This is a genomic window from Acinetobacter sp. WC-141, from assembly GCF_000313935.1.
GTDB lineage: Bacteria > Pseudomonadota > Gammaproteobacteria > Pseudomonadales > Moraxellaceae > Acinetobacter.
On the sequence record NZ_AMSS01000043.1, the window covers coordinates 56,804 to 79,174 of the forward strand.

Consider the following 22,371-nt stretch of genomic DNA (forward strand, 5'->3'; position numbering starts at 1 on the left):
TATACCTTAAGAAATCCACCAAATTACTAATGGCAAAGTCACGGCGGCACATAAGGTTTGAAAGCTAATCACGGCTGCCATGAGCTGACTATCGCCACCCAAAACTTTGGTTAAAATGTATGAAGCGGAAGCAGTCGGTAGCGCAAAGAAAATGACTAAAATCTGTGTTTGCAAATTTGGTAAACCGAACCACATGCAGACCGCGTAAGCCAAGGCAGGCACTGCTAAAAGTCGTGCAAATGTGTCTGCTGCCAATACCACAATGTCCTTTTTAATTTGCATAAACTGTAAAGCTGCGCCAACACATAACAAACCTAGTGGCAAACTCGACACTGAAAAAAGCTTAATAAACTGAGTAAAGCCTTCCCAAATCGGGATATGAAGCGCATTAACTGCTGCCCCGACCACACACGATGCAATTAACGGATTTTTAAGGAGTGCAATCAAAACAGGTTTAATTGCCATGTGTTCTTTAGAAGTTAAAGCAAGCACCGAAATAACGTTTACCAGTGGAATGCAAAGCGCCAATAAAATTGCCAGAATTGCCATTCCTTCACTTTTAAAAAGCGAAGTGACTAAAGCCAAACCAATATAAGTATTAAAGCGAACCATACTTTGGACGTGCACACCAAAACGTGCAGGCGGTATGTGCCAAAATACTCGAACCATATATAACAAGACGGTGACTGCCAATACCACAATCAACATCGCAATAATGGCTGTAGTCAAGCTTTGTAAGTCAATTTTTGCGGTCGATAACGTACTAAAAAGCAAAGCGGGAAATAGAATATAGTAATTGAGCTTCTCTGCTCCAGCCCAAAACCCATCGCTAAAAAAACGATATTTTTTAAATAAGTATCCCGATGCAATTAATGCAACTAAGGGAAAAAGAGATAAAACAATGCTATTCATTTCTTTACTCGAGTTTTGTTAGGGCTTGCTGTTTAGCAACTACCTTGGCTTACTCATATATTAAAGATAATGAAAACTCATGATAAAATGAGTTTTTACTCATAACAAATACAACATGACATTTACCCAGCTTGAAATTTTCGCACTCATTGCTGAACTAAAAAGCTTTACTGCTACAGCAGAAAAGCTGGGAATTTCACAGTCGGCTGTTTCTCATGCGCTTAAATCATTAGAACAACAATGGGGTATTAATCTGATTTCAAGAACCCAAAGTGATATTGAACTCACCACGACAGGTCAGCAGTTATTGACCCATGTCAAAGAGCTATTGAGTATTTCCGATACCTTAGAAAAAGAAGTGGCTGCGATCCATGGTTTAAACGAAGGCACATTACGTATTGGCTCTTTTGGGGCGTCATCATCCATTTATCTATTGCCTGAAATTTTAGAGACCTTTCGGCAACGCTACCCTAAAATCGAAATTTATATTGATGAAGGTGAAGATAAAGAAGTTGCTCAGTGGTTATTGGAGCGGCGCATAGAGGTTGGTTTTTTGATTATGCCAGATGAGCGATTCGATACATTCCCTCTAATTGAAGATCGTTTTGTTGCCCTAATTCCGAATAGTTACTCGCTTGCGCAGCAGCTCTATATTGATCCCGCACAACTAGAAAACTGCCCTTTTATTATGACAATGGCGGGTAGTCGACATCAGGTCGAATTAATTTTAAAAAACTTTAATGTGAAACCAGACATCAAATTTTATGTGTCACAAATACTGAGTATCGTCAGCATGGTCCACAACCAATTAGGAGTGTCCATTGTGTCTGATATGGTCATCACCAAAGAGTTACTCTCACTTTATCCAAATGTAGTCAAACGCCCTTTTAAACCGAATCTTAAACGCTCCATTGGTCTCGCAGTAAAAAACAAGAAACACATCAGTCCCGCTGTGAAAGCTTTTATAGAAGTTGCTCAAGAGGTTTGGTCAAATCATTAAATGAATATGAGCAATTTTTAAACTTTAATAACGAACTGTTTCAGGTCAATTTATCAGCGCATTAGATGACTTGTAACGTAAAAAGCGCCATAACTGCCCCATCCTAACCAAATCAACGCACCATTTATCGCCAAAAAACACTTTTCCAATTCAAATTGGTGCACTTATTGCATATTCACTTTTATGCAATTGAGTTTGTTCCGACAAACTTAGGTTTTTAGATTCCTTAAATCTATTTTGGTGCAATTTACAGACCCAGATTTGTTCCAAAATGGAATTTAGCACTTTTTTCGAGCATGCTATGCAAAATGTAGATCTATTTTTCTTATTACTTGGTGCAGTTTTGGTTCTTGCCATGCACGCAGGTTTTGCATTCTTGGAACTTGGTACGGTTCGCCATAAAAATCAGGTGAACGCACTAAGTAAAATTCTGACTGACTTTGCCCTCTCTGCAATCGCTTATTTCTTTGTTGGCTACTACATTTCTTACGGCCAGCACTTCTTCCATGATGGCACAAGCCTTGCGAGTGATCATGGCTACAACCTCATGCGTTGCTTCTTTTTACTCACTTTTGCTGCAGCCATTCCGGCCATTATTTCGGGTGGTATTGCTGAACGTGCAAAAATGCGTTCGCAAGCAATTGCAACACTCGCGTTAGTTGCACTGGTTTATCCATTTTTTGAAGGCATGGTCTGGAATGGTAACTACGGTCTGCAAAAATGGTTAGAGGCGACTTTTGGTGCAGCTTTTCATGACTTTGCTGGTTCAGTTGTAGTGCATGCTATGGGCGGTTGGATTGCACTTGCTGCGGTTATTTTATTAGGTGCTCGTTCTGGTCGTTATAAGAAAGATGGTCGCGTAAGTGCTCACCCCCCTTCTTCTATTCCATTTTTAGCACTTGGTTCATGGATTTTAATTGTCGGTTGGTTTGGCTTTAATGTGATGAGCGCTCAGCGTGTTGATGCTATTTCTGGCTTAGTTGCCATTAACTCCCTCATGGCAATGGTGGGCGGAACCATTACAGCAAATGCAATTGGAAAAAATGACCCCGGTTTCTTACATAACGGTCCACTTGCAGGCTTAGTCGCAATCTGTGCGGGTTCTGACATTGTTCATCCTGTCAGTGCGCTTGTTATCGGAGGCGCAGCTGGTGCAATGTTTGTGTACTTATTCACTTACACACAAAACAAACTCAAAGTTGATGATGTGTTGGGTGTATGGCCTTTACACGGCGTATGCGGCGCATTTGGTGGTATTGCAGTAGGTCTATTCGGTCAAAAATGGCTTGGTGGTTTAGGCGGTGTCTCTTTTGCCTCACAGCTCATTGGTACAGTACTCGCGATTGCGATTGCGCTCATTGGTGGCTTCATTGTTTACGGCTTACTTAAAGCCACTATTGGCATTCGCTTATCTCAAGAAGATGAGTTTAGAGGTGCAGATTTATCCATTCATAAAATTTCTGCAAATTCCGAAGAAGGTATGTTCTAACTCAACGATTGATAAGCAGGATCAAACTATCCTGCTTATCATTATTTAAAAGTTTGCATGGGCAAAAGTGATTAAAAAACACATAATTTCTATAAATAATATATGTCTATGAATCATTAATACTATTTTTTAAGATCAGCTTTATTTAAACATTAAATTTTGATTAGTTTAAGAACAATTTAAGTTTGATTTTATGTAATGCCTTCAACTCACATTCAAATTGATGTTGCACAGCAATGAATCAACAAAAACAATTTTTCCAACTTCAGCTTATTTTTCTTGCCCTTAGTTTTTTTATACTTTTATTTATATTTCCAGTAGGTGGGAAAATTGATATGTATTTCATCCAGCCTTGGATGGATTCAACAGGTCATTTTTTTAATCGGGACAATTGGTATCTGGTAAGGGTTAACCATGAAATCGTAAAACAAATCATTACCACCGTTTATGTCATCTTTTTAGGTCTGTGGATTGCGTCATTCAAAGTAGAAAAATTAAAGCTTTATCGCTGGCAATATGGCTATATGTTTTTTGTGAGTATGATTGGTAGCGCTATAGTGGGATTGTTGAAGTCACAATCTGCTCACGCTTGCCCTTGGAATATGGTTCATCCAACCGCTTTAAGTTATGTGTGGGACTTTAGTGCTACTCACGGTCATTGCTTTCCGGGTGGTCATGCAAGCGCAGGCTTTATTTTAATGACGGGCTATTTTGTTTATCGTCTTGAGCAACCTAAACGTGCCTATTTTTATCTCATCGCTGGCATCATCTTAGGCTTTATGATGGGTTGGGGACAAATGATGCGTGGTGCCCATTTCCTTAGCCACAATTTATGGACAGGTTGGGTCATTTGGGCAGTAAACATCTTATTTTATAAAATATGTATTCATCGTTTTGAGTTTGAAAAACGAATCAAACAAGAACTTACTTAAATCAAGTTCTTGTTTCATGAATATGTAGAACTTTTGGGAGCTTAACCAAAACTGAAAGTCCACCAAGCTCTAAGCTTCGATCTAGCGTCAAAGTTCCACCTAAACGCTGAGTTGCTCGGTCAACAATTGATAAACCTAAGCCACTGCCGACTTCAAGATGGTGATGTACACGATAAAAACGTTTTAAAACTTTATCATAATGTTCAGGATCAATACCCGCCCCGCTATCTTCAATCTGTATACATGCATAACCATCTGCATCTGTAAAAACTGAGATATTAATCATTCCCTCATGAGGTGTGTATTTGATTGCATTATCAATTAAGTTAAAAATAATTGAGTGTACTGTTGGCTCAATACTATGCATTTCAATAGGTTCGTTACGGACAAATCCTAGATCAATTTCTTTTTGCATAGCTAAATTAACCAGCTGTTCAACACAATTTAGAGCGACATCATTAAGTTGAAAAGTTTTAGTCGGTTCAATCACACTTAAAGAGACATCTTGCTTAGCCAAAGCTAAAAGCTGTGTGACCAAATGCTGAATACGCGCTAATCCTTTACTCAAGTTTTGCAAAGACTCATGCTCGGGAAGCTGACTAATTAGAATTTTAGTTTGTAAATTTAGAGCTGTAACAGGCGTTCGAAGTTCATGTGCAGCATCGGCAATAAACTGTTTTTGTTCCATTTGAGCCTTGGATATACGCTCAAATAAACGGTTCATTTCATCGATGGTTGGCAATAACTCTTGAGGGTAGTCTGCAACCTCAATGGGTGTCAGTTCTTCCGAATCACGATGAGTCAGTTCATTTTTAAAGTCATCAATGGGTTTTAAGCCTCGACGAATAATCGCGGCTAAAGCAAAAATCGCAAAAGGCAAAATAATTAGATAAGGAATGAACATGCTGCCCGCAAGCTCCCAAGCAAAGGCTTCACGAACCCGCTCTTGTTGACTCACCTGAATCTGGTAATCTTTTAAAGGCAAAACATAAGTTCTCACTACACCTTGGTTAGTTTTATGCGAATAAAAACCGGCTTGTGTAACAGGTGCAACCAACAGATGTAAATGATGAGATAAGTGGGCCTGATCTTTATAGGCCCAAATATCTACAAATAAATCTTCTTCATGATAAGTTTTGTGAAAATCAAACTTACTACTTACTGTTTTCAATGGATATTCAGCTGTTCGTTCTGCTAAATAACGCATTTGGGTATCTAAAATTTCGTCAACTTCTTGAAGCGCAACCTTATAGGCACTAAAAATTAATATACAACCTAAGATGACACTGAAAATTGAGGTGCCCCAAATCAGTCTTTTTTTTAATGAATAATGCACTGTTATGAAATTCCAAAATTTAAGTTACGATTGTCCTAAACGGTAACCCAATCCTCGAATCGTACGGATAAAGTCTTTCCCAAGTTTAGCTCTCAAGTGATGCACATATACTTCAATCGTATTACTGGTCACATCACTATCGAAATCATATAACTTATCTTCAAGATTTGCTTTAGAAAAGATTTTATTTGGATGACTCATTAAAGGAATAAGAATCGCCCATTCACGATTCGATAAGTCGATCCGCTGGCCTTTAAAGGTCGCAATATGTTGTTCAACATTTAAAACCAGATCACCACTTTGTAATAGCTGTTCATGATTTGCAAGCTGAGCCTCTACCCCACTACGGCGTAATAGCGCGTGAATACGAGCAAGTAATTCATCAAACTCATATGGTTTAATCAGGTAATCATCTGCTCCATGATTTAACCCATCCACGCGGTTTTGTAACTGATCTCGTGCTGAAATAATTAAGACTGGAGTTGCAGCTCTTTGACGAATTTGCTTTAAGACCTGCATACCATCCATCATAGGCAATCCTAAGTCTAATAAAATGATATCAAACTTATTTTTGGCCAATTGAGCCAGACCGTCTAAGCCATTATTGACCCACTCCACCTCAAATTGATGATATTGCAGCAACGTTATAGTTGACTCAGCAATCATAAAATCATCTTCAATCATCAAGATTTTTGTCATGTTCTAGGCTCGCTTTAATTCACATGGGCACAAGAGTGCAGCATATCCAGTTGAGGGTTGATGACTTGAGTTTTTACATCCAACAAACTGAGTAAGCTTGGGAATAAATTATCCTGACTTAACTTTTGTTTCGTTTGTTGGCCTAAACAACTCACTTGCGCAAGATTATGTTGTTTCCATTTATCAGAGAACCACATAATCATTGGTACATGTGTTTGTTGACTCGGTGCGATTGCATACGGTGAACCATGTAAATATAAACCATGTTCACCAGTTGATTCACCATGATCAGATAAATACCATAAACCTGTTTGATATTTCGATACTTCTTTTAAATTATTAATCATCTGACTTAACACATGATCTGTATACACAATCGTGTCATCATAACTATTTAATAACTCTGTTTGAGAGCAGCCCTGTATCGCATTAGTATCACAAGTCGGTTTAAACGGTTGATATGTAGCAGGAGCACGCTTGTAATAAGCTGGACCATGGCTTCCGACTTGATGTAAAACAATGAGACGTGGGCGAGTGTCTTCTTTAGGAATAGTGGCTAAATATTCATTTAAGCTATCAATTAAAATATCATCAAAGCATTCGCCATCTTTACACCATTTTTGCTTTAACTTCTCTGGAATTTGATATTGTTCAACACGATCACAAGCACCTTTACAACCAGAATTATTATCAATCCAAGTCACTTGGTAACCTGCACGCTTTGCAATGTCCAAAAGACCTTCACGATGACTTGCTAATTGCTCATCATAGTCAACACGAGGCATGCCAGAGAACATACACGGAACTGAAACAGCGGTTGCTGTACCACATGAACTTACTTGAGAGAAATTCAAAATATCTTGTTTAGAAAGCTCTGGATTCGTATTTTTAGCATAACCATTTAATGCAAAACTTTCCGCACGAGCTGTCTCTCCGACAACGAGCACCATTAATTTAGGCAGGTTCTTTTGTACTACCTGAACTTGATGAGCATCTTCCCCATAATGTATTAATGGTAAATTCTTCTTAGGCGCCTTCTTATGATAATAAGACATTAAAGAAGAAATACTATTTTGAGGAGAAATCATGCCTTTCAAGTCACGATGTTCACGAAAAATAGCTGCAAAATCGACATAATATGTAAAAAGCAAAATACCGACAATTGCCAAAGAAGCGACAATTGAGCCAGCTTTTTTCAACAATAAATGAGATACTTTTTCTTTTTTAAGCTTTGCTTGAGTAATTAAAATAATAGGTAAAACAACAAAGAAAACTGTCCAAAGTCCAAACCGTAATGAAACTAAATCAGAAACTTCAGATACATCTGTCTGTATCATATTTTGAATCTGATCAGGCGAGATGATTACACCTAACGTATTCACAAAATAAGAGCTAAAACCACCAATAAAGACCAACAAAATTGCAAAAAGTTTGGCCGTCCATTTCCAGTTTAAAATTTGTAAAATCGCATAATAACCAGCAACAACAATAATCACTGTAGCAGCTAAAAATAAAATAGCCTTTACTCCAAAATATGGAGTCAAAAGATGTACTTTGTTATAAAAACCAATATTTAGAATTGCACCTAACCAAATGGCTATAATGAAATTAAACATAAACAGTGAAATCTGTTTATTTTTTAAGGTAGAAAAAAAATTCAGCATCTTGGGGGAACTACAATCTTTTTATGATGCTTTACTGTAGAAATTGAAACTTAAAAATGACTTAAATAAAAAATGATCTAAAAAACAGAAATCTTAAAAAACACTTATTTTAAAATTTTTTACTAACAAAAAGATGAGGTTAAATTTAACCTCATCTTCTTTAATCTTTAACTAAATATTGTTCTTAGAAACTATATTTAGCCATTAAACCAACACGGTTATCTTTGTAAGACTTGCCATCAAAGGTATCACGCTTACCGTTAACGTATTCAACACCTAAATCAATTGGTTTAACCGGTGTGTAAATTACGTTAAGCCATGCTTGTTGAACTTTTTCGTTTCCTGCTGTATAGGCTTTAGCATAGTCTGTGCCATCATCAGCGAACTGAGCACCATACGCTAAAGTCGAACGCAAGTTAGGTAAAATCTTATAAGTTCCACCTACTTGTACCGCTACAAATTTATTTTGCTCGATATCACCATCTACTACGGTATAAGCCTTGTTGCTACCATATAAGTAGTTACTATTACCTACAACATAAGATGCATCAGCAAAGAGTTTTAAAGGATCAGATACTTTAAAGTCGGTACCAACCGCAACGCCCCAACCAGTTTGGTTATCACTACCAGCTTTAGATTTATAGTTTTCAACTAATGCACGAGCTGAAGCAGAACCCTTACCATCTGCATAGCCTTGAGTAATTTTAGCAGTTAATACTGGTAAGCTATATTTAATACTGTCATTTATCCAGCTACCATCTGTATCTTTTTTACCAGTAAGACCAGTGCTATCACCTTTTTCAGCCGCTACAAACAATTGTGTTGTTGGTCCTAGTTTGTAGTTATAGCGTACTTGTGGAACACGAGTAGTACCACCACCAATGTTTGTCGAGAAGTCGATCATTTCTGGTGCATGATTAGCCAAGAAGTTTGAAGTCGTTTGACCAAATAACCAGTTGTTATATGTCACATAAGCATGACGAACACGCAATGAACCATTTGAATCTGTTGTTGAACCAGCAAAGTCGACTTCGAGTTTACCACCGACTTTGGCATCATTTACTGGAGCAGTAAAATCTAAACCAAGGCGTGTCGTTTTCGCAGTCGCACGAATTTTATCAGTTGCTTCGCCTTTTGATTCAGCTACTTTACCAAAGTCGTTATCCGCACCTTCAATAATATAGTTAGCATCCCCACGGACAAAACCATATAGGTTCACATCAGCGCCAGCTTTAGATTTAAATCCTGCTAAAGGTGAAACTGGTGCAGCAACAGGTTGTGCTTTCACTTCAGCGAGTTGAACTTGCTGTTGTTGTTGTACTTGCTGTTGTTGTTGCTGTACTTGGCGTTGTTCTTGAATTAAAGCTTTTAAAGCTTCAACTTCTTTACGAAGCTGTTGAATTTCCGCTTTGTCGGAAGTCGCAGCATGTGCCCCACTCATCATTAAAGCTGTTACTGTAAGAGCTAAACTTTTAATAACGAAAGATTTACGATTAAGGAATAGATCCATCAAAAACTCCAAAAAATATATTTTATGTTGCCTATCCATGCCAAGCTGATTCAAGCCATTAAATTTGGGCTAAAAAAATCAACTTTCCTCCACTTTGGTTACATTAATTTTATTACCGCAACCAAAACCAATTTCAACGCTGTGCAAGACTAAAACCAATAACCAAAGACATAAAAAACATACTTTGATTTACAGATTTTTACCTTAACTTCATGTTGTAACGAATCCTACACAACTCTCTTATCTTATAGAATGATTAAATCGTTATTTCATTATTCTTTTTTAGACTTTAGGCTAATATCCAGTCTAATTGAACATTTTTCTATCCATTTTGATTGATTCACATGATTTTTCTTGTTAACAAAATCCATTTTTACTCCTGTTAGCTTCCATTTGCTACCCAAACAAGATGGCATAATTAATAAAGCATTTAAATAGCTAAAAACATACATTTTTAAAAATATAGACAAAGGTATTAGATCAAGCTTAGATCACTCCTTAAGCGATATTAACTTTCTTTATTTCATTTAGTTAACATTATTTTTCGTGTAGTTTTGCATGGTTCCAAAGGTAAATAGGAAGCAAAGTAACACTGCCAATAATGACAATAGCTATCAAATAATGGAAATAACCGAATGCATCTCCAAGCACTCCACTAAAACTATAAAGAAGACCACTCACAGTCGCCATGACTGAAACCTGAAAGGTAAAATCTGTACCAGCATATTCTTTTCGACTGTAGTGCATGACCAAGGTCAACATAACCACCAACAACATGGCAGAGAAAGCATCTTCTAAAGCATTTACGATATAAATCCACCAGACATTGAGTTGAATTTTCTTTTCGTAGGCATAAGCTAAATAGGTATACGCCGCTAAGCTCATGATTTTAAATCCTGAAAAAACAATTAAAGCTGTTGGTCTTGAAAAGTATTTAAGTACTCCACCCGCTATTGCTGCCCCTGCCAGTGCCGCTACTGCACCAAGCATCGTGATATAAACACCGATTTGAGTAAAGCTTAATCCCATATCAACCATTAAAGGTTTAAGCAGTGGTCCAGCTAAACCATCTGCGACTTTAAAAGTAATCAGTACAACTAACCAAGAACGGAGCTCTTTATTTTGAGAGAAATGACTCAAGTAAGCCTTAATCTTTATAACTAAATTTTGTTGGTTAAGTTTGAGTTCCTGATTTAAATGAAAAGCATGTTGAGGTTCTTTAAATAATAAAACAGGTAAAGTATTTAAAAATACCAAAGCCGCTAGTAGCAAAAAAGTGGGTTGCCATCTCAACCAATCTAAACACCAGAGTACGGCACCGCCTCCAACAATAAAACCTAGTCGGGAACCAATCACCTGAAATGTATTGCCCCAATGTTGCTGGTCATGTTGCAATAAATTAACCGCCAAAGCATCGGTAGCAATATCTTGCGTTGCTCCAGTTAAGTTCATAAAAAGAAGCGAAATGAAAAAGGCGAATAAATAAATGGGCTGATCTAAAGCTTGAATGGGGAAAAAAGACAAAATGCAAAGTACACCCACCGTTAAAAGCTGAGTAGGTAAAATCCAACTACGATAATGTCCTAAACGGGAAAGTGCATGTCGATCAACCCACGGCGCCCAAAAAACCTTAATTGACCAAGGCAACATTAATAAGCCAAACCCACCGATATGGGCGAGTGATACACCTTGCGCTCTTAAAATAACGGGTAAGGCATGGGTCATAAAACCGACAGGCAAACCTTGCGCCCAATATAAGGAAAATAGCAGAAGATAGAGATTTTGCTGCCGCCACATAGAAACCTACTTTTTATTTCTTTAATAAGGAATAACATCAAATGTCATGTTGTTCTTACATTTTGCCAATGAAGCATATATTTCAAAAGATTAAGATAAAACTAGGACAAGTTAAAATTTAAAAAAAATATGGATCAACATTTCCCTAATTTACCTGATTTGGTACCTCAACGTGGCAATGCTTTAAGCCGAGCACTATTTAAGAAGCTTTTTTTAGCGCAAGGTTGGACAATTGAAGGCGAAATTCCTAATTATCCAAAAGCTGTTGCGATTATTTCACCTCATACGTCTAACATTGATGGATGGTATGGTTTTCTGGCCATTTTCGGATTAGGTATCCAAATTACGGTATTAGGTAAAGATGCTCTTTTTAAACCACCCTTTAAACGAGCATTAGACTGGGCGGGCGTCATTCCAGTTAAACGTGACACAGCCAATGGACTTACTGAGCAAGTCGTTGCAACCATTCAAAAATATGACAAGATCTGGATTGGGATGGCACCTGAAGGCACACGTAAAAAAGCAAAAAAAATGAAAAGTGGTTTTTACCATATTGCCGCAAAAGCTAATATTCCCATTGTGATGTTTTCTTTTGATTATGACCGTAAGACGATTCACTGTTTAGGCCACCTAGACCCAAGTGGCAACTATGATGAAGATCTACAAAAGATTTTTGATCGCTATGAAGGAAAAATCTCACCCAAAAATCGCAATTGGCTTGCCGAACCTTTACAAAATCTAGTGAAAAAAACCTAGCAAAAATTAAGCGAATCTGGTCTTATTGCCCTTCTTAATTTATCTCGACATAGATTATTTTTAAAGATGAAAATTGCTCAATTTGCCAGTATTGGATTTATCTCTCTAGCACTCTTTGGCTGTGATAAATTTAGCAAAACACCAACGCCGACGACCTCAATTAAAGCCCGAGAACCTGTCATTGCGCTTGCTTTAGGGGGCGGTGGAGCAAAAGGATTTTCACATATTGGTGTGATCAAGGTTTTAGAGTCTCATGGTATTAAGCCTAAAATTGTAACGGGTACCAGTGCTGGTAGCTTTGTTGGAAGTATCTACGCGAGTGGACAAACGCCTTATCAATTGCAAAGTCTAGCTCTGAAATTACAAGAGTCTGATATCCGTGATTTAACGCTTAACCGTCAAGGCATTATTCTCGGGCAAAAGTTACAAGACTACGTTAATCGTAATGTTGGCAATAAACCGATTGAGAAATTCCCAATCCGTTTTGCAGCAGTTGCAACTCGTCTTGATAATGGTCAAAAGGCAGACTTTATTAAAGGTAATGCAGGTCAAGCAGTACGTGCATCTTGTAGTATTCCTAACGTGTTCGTACCTGCCACAATCGGCAATCAAAAATACATTGATGGCGGATTAGTTAGCCCAATTCCTGTTAAAACAGCTCGTGATATGGGTGCAGATATTGTGATTGCGGTTGATATTTCTGCACGTCCGGCAGGTAATCGCCCAGCGAATATGTGGGGATTACTGGATCAAACCATTAATATTATGGGCCAACAAAGTATTAATGAAGAACTCAAGCAAGCGAATGTGGTTATTCAACCCAAAGTAGGCCATTTAGGCACGCTTGACTTAAAATCTAGCAATCAGGCAATTTTGGAAGGTGAAAAAGCTGCTCAAGCTCAAATTCGTCAAATTGAAGGTGCAATTGCAAACTTCAAAAAATCTCCAGCAGCATTTAAGCCAGCACCACGCCCTAAATTCTAATAGAAGTGGTTTTTTTCTGTCCACATTCCCCATCATCTGCTACAGTGGTAAAAGTGATATTGAGTCACTTTTACTCACATAAAGATATATAAAAGAGCAGATCTATGGAGTTTGTTGTACAACCTTGGCATTGGTTTGTATTGGGTATCTTACTTATTCTTTCTGAACTGATTCTACCTGCCTTTGCCGCACTCTGGTTTGGTATTGCCGCCATTATGGTGTGCATTCTCTATTGGTTATTTCCAGATATTAGCCTCACAACGCAAATTGTATTTTGGATAATATTATCAGTGCTATGCACCATTCTTTGGTTCAAATTTATTAAACCTTTATCAATTGATAAAACCAAAGCCGGATTACCCCGAGAGGCAACAATTGGTCAGATTGGAATGGTCATTCAAACTGGGCTTGACCATGACCAAATTATTGTTCGTTTTCCGATGCCGATCTTAGGAGCCGATGAGTGGAATTGTCGAAGCACGACTCCTGTTAAAGTGGGCGATCGAGTGAGAGTTATTGATATTTCAGGTAATGATTTAATTGTTCAGTCTCACGGTACTTCATAAACATTAAAGATAAAGAGAGGGTATTTTCATGCCAGTTGGTACTATTATTGTTTTAGCCTTTTTGGCTTTTGTTGCTATTACCATTTTTAAAGGGGTACGTATTGTTCCTCAGGGTTATAAATGGATTGTACAGCGTTTGGGTAAATACCACTCTACGCTAAATCCAGGACTTAATTTTGTTATTCCCTATGTGGATGAAGTGGCCTATAAAATTACCACTAAAGATATTGTGTTAGATATTCCATCGCAAGAAGTGATTACACGTGACAACGCTGTATTGCTCATGAATGCCGTGGCTTATATAAATTTAACTACACCAGAAAAAGCAGTTTACGGTATTGAAAACTATACATGGGCGATTCAAAACCTTGTACAAACCTCATTACGTTCTATTGTTGGTGAAATGGATCTAGATGATGCATTGTCTTCACGCGATCATATTAAGGCTAAATTAAAAGCTGCTATTTCTGACGATATTTCAGATTGGGGCATTACCCTAAAAACAGTCGAAATTCAGGACATTCAACCGTCTCATACCATGCAAGCTGCCATGGAAGAACAAGCTGCTGCAGAACGTCAACGACGTGCTGCTGTCACTAAAGCAGATGGTGAAAAACAGGCTGCTATTTTAAGTGCAGAAGGTCGTTTAGAAGCTTCACGTCGTGATGCAGAAGCTCAAGTTGTGTTAGCTGAAGCATCTCAAAAAGCGATTGCAATGGTGACCAGCGCAGTGGGTGATAAAGAAATTCCGGTTGCTTACCTTTTGGGTGAACAATATGTCAAAGCGATGCAAGATATGGCGAAATCAAGCAATGCTAAAACTGTGGTTTTACCTGCCGATGTTTTAAATACAATACGCGGTATTATGGGTAAACATAATTAATCGTATTGATTAGATGAAAAGATATAAAACGGCGGCCTAGAGGTCGCCGTTTTACTTTTAATATTATTGGTTTTGTAATCTTTTTTGATCTTTCACAGGTAATTTTTTTACAACCAAATCATAAGAGTCATGGATTAAATCTTGAAGTAAATCACCTGTTAAGTTCTTATGTGGTGTAATTGAAATCCAGTGCTTTTTATTCATGTGATAGCCCGGAATAATAAATGAATAAAGCTCCTGATATTCCTGACTTTTATAAGGATCGCATTTGACATTAATCATTTTGACGCCTGCCACTTCCGCTGTCAGCAGGAATATTTTTTCTAAAATTTTAAAAACTTCATAGTCAGGCCCAAATGGATGAGTCTGCTCACTAAAAGGAAGATTTCGTGCAATTTCAATTGCTTTTTGATGGAGTTGTTCACCATTCATTTTTTTCTCCTTTATTCATTTTGCATGAATAGAAGCACCGAATATTAATTTAATATTGTTAATTCGTACGCGCTAAAAGAAATTGTGAGATATCCACTAATTCTTTTGCATTGTCACCAAAATGAGCTAAGGCCTCAAAAGCTTGATCATGCAATTCTTTGGCATAAATCTGTGCTTGTTCAAGCCCCATTAACGCTGGGTACGTCGATTTTTGAACTTGCTCATCCTTACCAGCAGTTTTACCCAAAGTTTCAGTACTCGAAGTAATATCGAGAATATCGTCTAACACTTGAAAAGCTAGCCCAATGGTCTGCCCATATTGGCGTAATTTTGGAATTGCTTGATCGGTTCCAGAAAATATAGTGACTGCACCCATCATAATGGCCGCCTGAATGAGTGCACCAGTTTTATTACGATGTATGTTTTCAAGTTCTTCTTGAACAATTTGCTTAGCTTCAGCTTGTAAATCTAAAATCTGCCCGCAAACCATTTTAGAGGTGGCTGTTGCTAGAATCTGGATTTGTTTTAATACAATCGCGGCATCAGTGCCCTGCCCTTGTTCATCAAACAAACGACTACTTAAAACCTCAAAAGCCATCGATTGTAAAATATCGCCCGCAAGCAAAGCAGTATCTTCACCAAATGCAACATGACAAGTCGGTTGCCCACGACGAAGTAAATCATTATCCATACAAGGCAAGTCATCATGAGCCAGTGAATAACAATGAATAAGTTCTACTGCAACCGCAGCACGACGAGCCGCAGCAAAATTTGGATTTGGCTGTAAAGAAGCGGTGGAATAACACAAAGCCGGACGAACACGTTTTCCACCAAGCATAACTGCATGATGTACTGCACTTTTTAAAGGTTCTGGAATAGAGAACGCAGCCAATGTCGTCAATAAATCTTGTTGAATACGTTGTTGAGCTTGTTTTAAAACATCCGCATTAACTTGAGAGAGTGATGACACAGTCGCCTCGATAAAATCAGTAGAGAAATTTTATTGAATGTAATGAAGCATTCATGCGCTACATCATACACGATTCACTGTGAAAAGTGCGTGATGGTTTTCAAAGGTCTATGTAAAAAAGCCTCTACAAAATTGAGAGGCTTTTTTCATTTTTAAGTGCTTTAGAAACTGTCACCCGGAACACGCACCCAGCCTTCCATTAATACACGTGCACTACGGCTCATAATGGCTTTTTTCACGACCCATTGATCATTAACAAGCTCTGCTTGAGCACCAACACGTAATGTTCCCGATGGATGCCCAAAACGAATGGCCTCACGTTCGCCCCCACCAGCTGCTAGATTTACCAATGTGCCCGGAATGGCGGCAGCAGTGCCAATTGCAACCGCTGCTGTTCCCATCATCGCATGGTGTAATTTACCCATCGACAAAGCACGAACCAGTAAATCAACGTCACTTTCTGAAACTGATTTACCACTTGATGCCGTATAATTTTTAGGTTTAGAAACAAAAGCAATTTTTGGTGTGTGCTGACGCGCAGCTGCTTCTGAAATATCTTTAATTAAGCCCATCTGTACCGCGCCATATGCACGAATTTTTTCAAAACGTGCCAATGCAGTCGCGTCACTATTAATATGATCTTGTAATTCGGTACCTTCGTACCCTAAATCTTCTGCATTTAAGAAAATAGTTGGAATTCCGGCATTAATAAATGTCGCTTGGAAACGACCAATATCAGGTACATCTAGTTCATCAACGACATTCCCTGTAGGGAACATATCGCCGCCTTCTTCACCATCATCGGCTGGATCTAAAAACTCAATTTGAACTTCAGCGGCAGGAAATGTCACCCCATCCAGCTCGAAATCACCAGTTTCTTGAACTTGACGATTGGTAATAGGCACATGCGCAATAATAGTTTTTTGAATATTCTTTTGCCAGATTCGAACCGTACATAGGCCATTTTCTGGAATACGATTGGCATCAACCAAACCGTTTGAAATCGCAAAAGAACCAACAGCAGCAGTCAAATTACCGCAGTTACCACTCCAATCTACAAAAGCTTGATCAATTGAAACCTGACCAAATAAATAATCAACGTCATGCTCTGGCTGAGAACTTTTAGCGAGAATAACGGTTTTGCTGGTACTCGAAGTGGCTCCGCCCATCCCATCAATTTGTTTTCCATATGGGTCTGGGCTACCTATGACACGTAGTAAGAGCTGATCTCTTGCTTTTCCTGCAACTTGGGCTTTTTCCGGCAAATCATCAAGCTTAAAAAAGACACCTTTACTGGTTCCACCACGCATATAAGTTGCTGGAATTCTAATTTGCGGTACTGAGCTCATATCAACTGTTATCCTTACTATTATGTTCTTCTATATCAAAACAAACATTCTTGTTTACCCTTCTCTGCATCTTAAATTGTTTTAAGGCCAAGAGATAGCGATCTGCTTTATACATCAATCGTATTGACGCAAGCATATTTTGAGAATTTAGCAATATGCTTGCAATGACTTAATCTAAGCAAAATTTAAGAAAAAAAGTCTATATGAAATTATATTTTTTAGAGCACTTTTCACTCGATATTGAAATATTAAAAGCAAGGTCATGATTTTAAATGTTTTTTAAGATTACTTTTCAGTCACAGCTTATTAATTTGTAGTCTAGGCTAAAATAACTCCATCTATTAGAATAATTTACTTATTCATTGTGAGTGAAGACCTTTGACCAACGAATCTTCTACACTGCAACGAGGACTAAAAAATCGACATATCCAATTAATTGCTATGGGTGGAGCAATTGGTACCGGATTATTTTTAGGCTCGGCGCAAGTGATTCAATCTGCGGGACCATCCATTATTTTAGGATATGCCATTGGCGGCTTAATCGCGTTTTTGATTATGCGTCACTTGGGAGAAATGATTGTTGAAGAACCTGTTGCAGGATCGTTCAGCCATTTTGCGTATAAATATTGGGGGAAATTTCCCGGATTTTTAACCGGATGGAACTATTGGATACTCTACGTTCTGGTTGCGATGAGCGAGCTCACCGCGGTAGCCAAATATATTAATTATTGGTGGCCTCATATTCCAGCGTGGACTTCTGTCTTATTTTTCTTTGTCGTGATTACGGCAATTAACTTAACCAACGTCAAATTTTATGGTGAGTCCGAATTCTGGCTCGCTATTATTAAAGTTGCTGCGGTTATCTCTATGATTGTGTTTGGGCTTTATTTGCTATTTACAGCAGATGTAGGTTCAAGCATTTCATTTAGTAACCTTTGGTCTCATGGTGGATTTTTTCCAAATGGCTTTAGCGGCCTGTTCTATATGTTGGCTTTCTTGATGTTCGCCTTTGGTGGTATTGAACTGATTGGTATGGCCGCAGCAGAAGCAAAAGATCCGAAAAAAACCATTCCAAAAGCAATTAACCAAGTCGTTTTCCGTATCTTGATTTTCTATATCGGCTCACTAGCGATCTTACTTTCATTAGTGCCATGGAACCAATTAGATCTTGGCGGTCTCGATAAAAGTCCATTTGTTATGATTTTTAGCCAAATGGGAATTGGTTGGGCTGCACACTTACTGAACTTTATTATTTTAACTGCTGCTCTCTCTGTTTATAACAGTGGGATGTTTGCAAATAGCCGTATGCTCTACAGTCTCGCTCAACAAGGGAATGCGCCAAAAGTTTTTGCAAAAACCAATAAACAGGGGGTTCCTATTCCTGCTGTTCTGCTTTCTGCTTTATTAATCTTTGGTTGTGTTCTTTTAAACTACTTTGTACCTGAAGATGCCCTTGGACATCTCATGTATGTTGTGGTTGGTGCACTTGTTCTAAACTGGGCAATGATATCAATTACACATTTGAAGTATAGACGCTTTGTTAAGCACGCGAATATTAAGACATCTTTTCCAGCGTTATGGTCACCTTTTAGTAATTACTTAGTTTTAGCGTTTATTGCTGTGGTTCTCTATATTATGTGGACTCAAGGCTTCAAAGAGTCAGTAATGATGATCCCTATTTGGATTACGGCAATGCTCGTACTTTTTGACTATTTAAATCCTAAAAAACTAGATTCCATTGAGAATCCGGAAGAATAAATAAATTTAAAAAGCCATTGTCTCGACAATGGCTTTTTTGTTTATAATCATAAAATTATGCGCCCTTAGCTTAACTGGATAGAGCAGTTGCCTCCTAAGCGACCGACGTGGGTTCGAGTCCCGCAGGGCGCACATACTTCTTAACTTAATCCTTCACTTCAGCCAACAATGTTTCAGCTGCAAGTTTTCCTAAATTATTAGAAGCAAGCGGACTATCACCAGTTAGCAATTTACGGTCTCTATGACATTGCCCTGTAATGCCCTTATTTAAAATTTCAACACCGAGTTTTTCAAGGTTTTCACCTACTAGCCAAGGTAAAGCCCCCGGCATATAACCGATATCAATATTTGCTCCCTTATCTAATGAGTCAGGGAATACACAAATTTGATAACCTTTAAAAATATAGTTTTCTGGCTGTTCATCTACTGCCGCAGCAAGTAATGCAGCTGGACCATGACATAACGTAATAATAAATTTGTCTTGTTCAACTGCCCATTTAAGAACTTTTTTCACCTCAAGGCTATGTGGAATTTTAGCTAATGCGCCATGCCCCCCCGGAATAAATACAGCCGCATATGGTGAGTTTTCCCCCACTGCGTTTTCTAAAATATCAGTTAGCTTTAATGGATTTTTTAATTTGTCTGAATATTTCTGAAAGGTGTCTAATACAACTTGTTCTTGCTTTGGCATTGCCCACATTTCAAGTTTGGCAGGGTTCCCAGAAAGTGTCGCAACATCAATTTCGAAGCCTGCATTATCTAAATGAAACATCGGTAAAAGCATTTCTACAGGATGGTTTCCTGTTGAAAAGAACTTACCGTTTTGCATCTGGATATAACGTTCATCAGTTGCAATCATTAAAACTTTTTTATTGCCCGCATACGGCGTTGAATAAGTCGTGCCGTCGTAATCGGTTTTAGGAGCAGTATATTGACTTAGTGAATAAGGTGATGGGAAAAAGGCATTGTCTTCAGCCAAATCTGGAGTAGGATTTTTATCATCAATATTTGCGGTATTCATTGTTACTATCCTTTTTCATCAGTATGGAAAGAAATAATAAGGTAAGAACCAATTTTTATTTCTTGCTCAATTTATAGGTGAAGTTATAGGTGAAGTTATAGAGCTGGTGCAATCTGCCAATAGAATTTGGCAATTTTTATAGAGAAATAGGCATAATTTAGAGTTATAAAATTCGGTTTAGGCGAACCTGTCGTTCGCCCAAACTTTAATGTTTACAGCGTTACGCATTCATTTCTAAAACGATCTTCCCAATATGGTCACCTTGTTCCATACATGCGTGAGCACTTTGCACATCTGAAAAAGCATACGTTTTATAGATTTGCGGTAAACATTTACCTTGAGCTAAGAGTGGCCATACATGCTCATGCAAAGATTGGGCAATCTCTGCTTTTTCTTGGCTATTATGTGCTCGCATCGTTGAACCCGTAATTGTGGCACGTTTTAAAATCAGTTTTTGTAAATCAAATTCTTTTGCGATTCGACCACCCATAAAACCAATAATGACAAGTCGGCCATCACGTTTTAATAGATTTAAATTTTTTGAGAAATAAGAGCCACCCACAATATCTAAAATAACATCAAGACCTTGATCTTGAGTATGTTTCAAAATTTCTTGCTCAAAATCTTGGGTTTTATAATTAATTGCTGTGGTGAAACTAGAAAGTGCTTCAACTTTATCTTCACTACCCACGGTAGCAAAAGTTTTAATTCCTAAAGCTTGGCAAATGGCTAAAGCTGTGGTTCCAATACCACTTGCCCCACCATGAATCAATGCGGTTTCATCTTTCTTTAAACGGCCAATATCAAATAGATTTGCCCAAACCGTAAAAAATGTTTCCGGAATCGCAGCAGCTTGCGTAAAAGATAAATTTTCAGGTATTGGTAATACTTGAGTTGCAGTTACCGCACAGTACTCAGCATAACCACCGCCATTGGTTAAGGCGCAGACTTTATCACCAACCTTGAATTGATCTACTTGTTCACCCACAGCCACCACTACACCAGCGACTTCAAGTCCAGGTATTTGAGTAACACCTTTAGGCATTGGATATAATCCCATACGCTGCAAAACGTCAGGGCGGTTAATTCCAGCAGCCTTTACCTCAATTAAGACTTCATCTGCTTGAGCTACGGGAACACTAGCATCCTGAACTTTTAGAACCTCAGGTCCACCAGGAGCCGTAATTTCAATAATTTTCATGGTTGTTGGAAGGGTCATAAAATGCTCCATGTTTGATTTATATTTCAAATACTAATCTACGTTAAATAATTGAGGACTTGGGTGGAACGCCAAACAGTCGCTTAAATTCTCGGCTAAATTGCGAAGCACTGACATAACCCACTTCATAGGCGGCTTCTGCTACACCCATTTTATTGTTCATGATCAACTCACGAGCCTTATGTAGCCGAGTAATTTTGATGTACTGTAAGGGCGAATAATTCGTCACCTTTTTAAAAGTCTGATGAAAAAGCGAGATGCTCATGCCCGCTTGTTTCGCCAAATCTTGAACCGTTAAGTTATGATAATAATCACGTTGAATAATTTCACAAATGGTGTAAATCACACCATTTCGACTTGCCATAGCCGATAAGCTCTCGACTAGATTGCCACCTGAAGCTTGTACCACACGATAAACCAATTCTCTTTTAATTTGCTCCCCCAATATAAAAGTATCTTGTTTAGAGCGAAGTAGATTGAGTAATCTGAGAGCAACTTCTGAAATGGTGGCATTCATGTCGATCACTCTAAGCCCACAGCTCAATTTTAAATCTTCCGTGTGAGGATCTTCAGTAACCACTTGTTGCTGTTTATCCATTTTAGTAATGAGATCAGCCATCATTTGTGGTTCAAATTTTATTGCTATCGCCAACATTGGTTCATTATTTTCAACGACAGTATCGCAATCAAACGGTATTGCAATTGAGATGAATAGACACTGTCCTTGTTGAAATTGAAAGATTTCTTTACCAATATATCCTCGCTTTAACCCCTGTATCACTAAAACAATTGAAGGTTCTTGCAGCACTGCAACAGGTGGTGTGGAATGATCTACACGCATCAAAGTGATGTTAGAAATAAAAGTAGGATAGAGGCCTTCTGTTGGAGCCAAGTGCAAAAATGCATCGACCAAATGTACTGTAAGATGATTTTGCGGCATAGTTTTATTGTGAGAAGTAATCTACTAATCAATATAACAATGAACCTAAAATGAAAACATCAGTCTTAGGTTGACTTTGTATAAATAGGCAATTCAAATCAATTTTTAGGCATAAAAAAACCTAGAGCATTCTAGGTTTTTCACTTCATCAGAT

General features: G+C 38.1%; 21 protein-coding genes and 1 tRNA gene. 9 read left to right on the plus strand and 13 right to left on the minus strand.

The features are described 5' to 3' along the window. Positions 1–6 precede the first annotated feature (6 nt). A complete protein-coding gene (locus ACINWC141_RS06430) occupies positions 7–912 on the minus strand; it encodes an AEC family transporter (RefSeq protein ID WP_009389453.1) in 906 nt (301 codons plus the stop codon). Positions 913–1,027: 115 nt separating this feature from the next. Between ACINWC141_RS06430 and ACINWC141_RS06435 the strand changes: the two genes are divergently transcribed. The 3 genes from ACINWC141_RS06435 (at position 1,028) to ACINWC141_RS06445 (ending at position 4,333) form a co-directional block, all read left to right on the plus strand. Continuing rightward, entirely contained in the window at positions 1,028–1,912 is an 885-nt protein-coding gene (locus tag ACINWC141_RS06435; RefSeq protein WP_009389645.1) for a LysR family transcriptional regulator, read from the plus strand. 301 nt (positions 1,913–2,213) lie between these two features. Then, positions 2,214–3,401, plus strand: coding sequence for an ammonium transporter (locus ACINWC141_RS06440; RefSeq protein ID WP_009389617.1), 1,188 nt, complete (start codon positions 2,214–2,216; stop codon positions 3,399–3,401). 236 nt (positions 3,402–3,637) lie between these two features. Next, positions 3,638–4,333 carry a phosphatase PAP2 family protein gene (locus ACINWC141_RS06445; protein ID WP_009389244.1) on the plus strand — a complete coding sequence of 232 codons (696 nt, stop codon included), beginning with the start codon at positions 3,638–3,640 and terminating at the stop codon, positions 4,331–4,333. A gap of 1 nt (position 4,334) precedes the next feature. Here ACINWC141_RS06445 and ACINWC141_RS06450 read toward each other — a convergent pair whose 3' ends face one another. The 6 genes from ACINWC141_RS06450 to ACINWC141_RS06470 all read right to left on the minus strand — a co-directional run bounded on the left by ACINWC141_RS06450 (position 4,335) and on the right by ACINWC141_RS06470 (position 11,339). Beyond that, entirely contained in the window at positions 4,335–5,669 is a 1,335-nt protein-coding gene (locus ACINWC141_RS06450) for a two-component system sensor histidine kinase PmrB (RefSeq protein WP_009389343.1), read from the minus strand. Positions 5,670–5,693: 24 nt separating this feature from the next. Beyond that, positions 5,694–6,368 (minus strand): DNA-binding response regulator PmrA, encoded by a 675-nt coding sequence (locus tag ACINWC141_RS06455; RefSeq protein ID WP_009389484.1) that lies wholly within the window; start codon positions 6,366–6,368, stop codon positions 5,694–5,696. Positions 6,369–6,382: 14 nt separating this feature from the next. Then, positions 6,383–8,032: a phosphoethanolamine transferase gene (locus tag ACINWC141_RS06460; protein WP_009389689.1), complete on the minus strand. Its 1,650-nt coding sequence runs from the start codon at positions 8,030–8,032 to the stop codon at positions 6,383–6,385. A gap of 184 nt (positions 8,033–8,216) precedes the next feature. Then, positions 8,217–9,542, minus strand: coding sequence for a DcaP family trimeric outer membrane transporter (locus ACINWC141_RS06465; protein ID WP_009389573.1), 1,326 nt, complete (start codon positions 9,540–9,542; stop codon positions 8,217–8,219). 272 nt (positions 9,543–9,814) lie between these two features. Continuing rightward, positions 9,815–10,006, minus strand: a complete 192-nt coding sequence (locus ACINWC141_RS19465) for a hypothetical protein (RefSeq protein WP_081400048.1) — start codon at positions 10,004–10,006, stop codon at positions 9,815–9,817. Between the two features lie 73 nt (positions 10,007–10,079). Then, complete coding sequence (locus ACINWC141_RS06470) at positions 10,080–11,339, minus strand: MFS transporter (RefSeq protein ID WP_009389481.1); 1,260 nt, start codon at positions 11,337–11,339, stop codon at positions 10,080–10,082. Between the two features lie 129 nt (positions 11,340–11,468). Between ACINWC141_RS06470 and ACINWC141_RS06475 the strand changes: the two genes are divergently transcribed. The 4 genes from ACINWC141_RS06475 (at position 11,469) to ACINWC141_RS06490 (ending at position 14,528) form a co-directional block, all read left to right on the plus strand. Beyond that, positions 11,469–12,095, plus strand: a complete 627-nt coding sequence (locus tag ACINWC141_RS06475; RefSeq protein WP_009389699.1) for a lysophospholipid acyltransferase family protein — start codon at positions 11,469–11,471, stop codon at positions 12,093–12,095. A 66-nt stretch (positions 12,096–12,161) separates the two neighbouring features. Beyond that, entirely contained in the window at positions 12,162–13,079 is a 918-nt protein-coding gene (locus tag ACINWC141_RS06480) for a patatin-like phospholipase family protein (protein WP_009389441.1), read from the plus strand. Positions 13,080–13,183: 104 nt separating this feature from the next. Next, entirely contained in the window at positions 13,184–13,645 is a 462-nt protein-coding gene (locus tag ACINWC141_RS06485) for an NfeD family protein (protein ID WP_009389571.1), read from the plus strand. Between the two features lie 28 nt (positions 13,646–13,673). Beyond that, the gene (locus ACINWC141_RS06490; protein WP_009389644.1) at positions 13,674–14,528 is read left to right on the plus strand and encodes an SPFH domain-containing protein; all 855 of its coding nucleotides are present in this window, start codon (positions 13,674–13,676) and stop codon (positions 14,526–14,528) included. A 63-nt stretch (positions 14,529–14,591) separates the two neighbouring features. On the opposite strand, the gene ACINWC141_RS06495 is transcribed toward ACINWC141_RS06490, so the two are convergent. The 3 genes from ACINWC141_RS06495 to prpF form a co-directional block, all read right to left on the minus strand. Beyond that, positions 14,592–14,960 (minus strand): MmcQ/YjbR family DNA-binding protein, encoded by a 369-nt coding sequence (locus ACINWC141_RS06495; RefSeq protein ID WP_009389408.1) that lies wholly within the window; start codon positions 14,958–14,960, stop codon positions 14,592–14,594. A gap of 58 nt (positions 14,961–15,018) precedes the next feature. Next, positions 15,019–15,930 (minus strand): polyprenyl synthetase family protein, encoded by a 912-nt coding sequence (locus ACINWC141_RS06500; protein ID WP_009389335.1) that lies wholly within the window; start codon positions 15,928–15,930, stop codon positions 15,019–15,021. 161 nt (positions 15,931–16,091) lie between these two features. Beyond that, a complete protein-coding gene (gene prpF, locus ACINWC141_RS06505; RefSeq protein ID WP_009389563.1) occupies positions 16,092–17,279 on the minus strand; it encodes a 2-methylaconitate cis-trans isomerase PrpF in 1,188 nt (395 codons plus the stop codon). Between the two features lie 378 nt (positions 17,280–17,657). On the opposite strand from prpF, the gene ACINWC141_RS06510 reads away from it, so the two are divergent. Together ACINWC141_RS06510 and ACINWC141_RS06515 are read left to right on the plus strand one after the other, a co-directional pair. After that, a complete protein-coding gene (locus tag ACINWC141_RS06510; protein ID WP_004789335.1) occupies positions 17,658–19,037 on the plus strand; it encodes an amino acid permease in 1,380 nt (459 codons plus the stop codon). 59 nt (positions 19,038–19,096) lie between these two features. After that, positions 19,097–19,169: transfer RNA gene (locus ACINWC141_RS06515), tRNA-Arg, on the plus strand. Positions 19,170–19,182: 13 nt separating this feature from the next. Here ACINWC141_RS06515 and hchA read toward each other — a convergent pair. The 3 genes from hchA to ACINWC141_RS06530 all read right to left on the minus strand — a co-directional run bounded on the left by hchA (position 19,183) and on the right by ACINWC141_RS06530 (position 22,217). After that, positions 19,183–20,058, minus strand: coding sequence for a glyoxalase III HchA (gene hchA / locus ACINWC141_RS06520; protein ID WP_009389618.1), 876 nt, complete (start codon positions 20,056–20,058; stop codon positions 19,183–19,185). 220 nt (positions 20,059–20,278) lie between these two features. Continuing rightward, the gene (locus ACINWC141_RS06525) at positions 20,279–21,289 is read right to left on the minus strand and encodes an NAD(P)H-quinone oxidoreductase (RefSeq protein ID WP_081400043.1); all 1,011 of its coding nucleotides are present in this window, start codon (positions 21,287–21,289) and stop codon (positions 20,279–20,281) included. Between the two features lie 31 nt (positions 21,290–21,320). Next, a complete protein-coding gene (locus ACINWC141_RS06530; protein ID WP_009389614.1) occupies positions 21,321–22,217 on the minus strand; it encodes an AraC family transcriptional regulator in 897 nt (298 codons plus the stop codon). Positions 22,218–22,371: the final 154 nt, after the last annotated feature.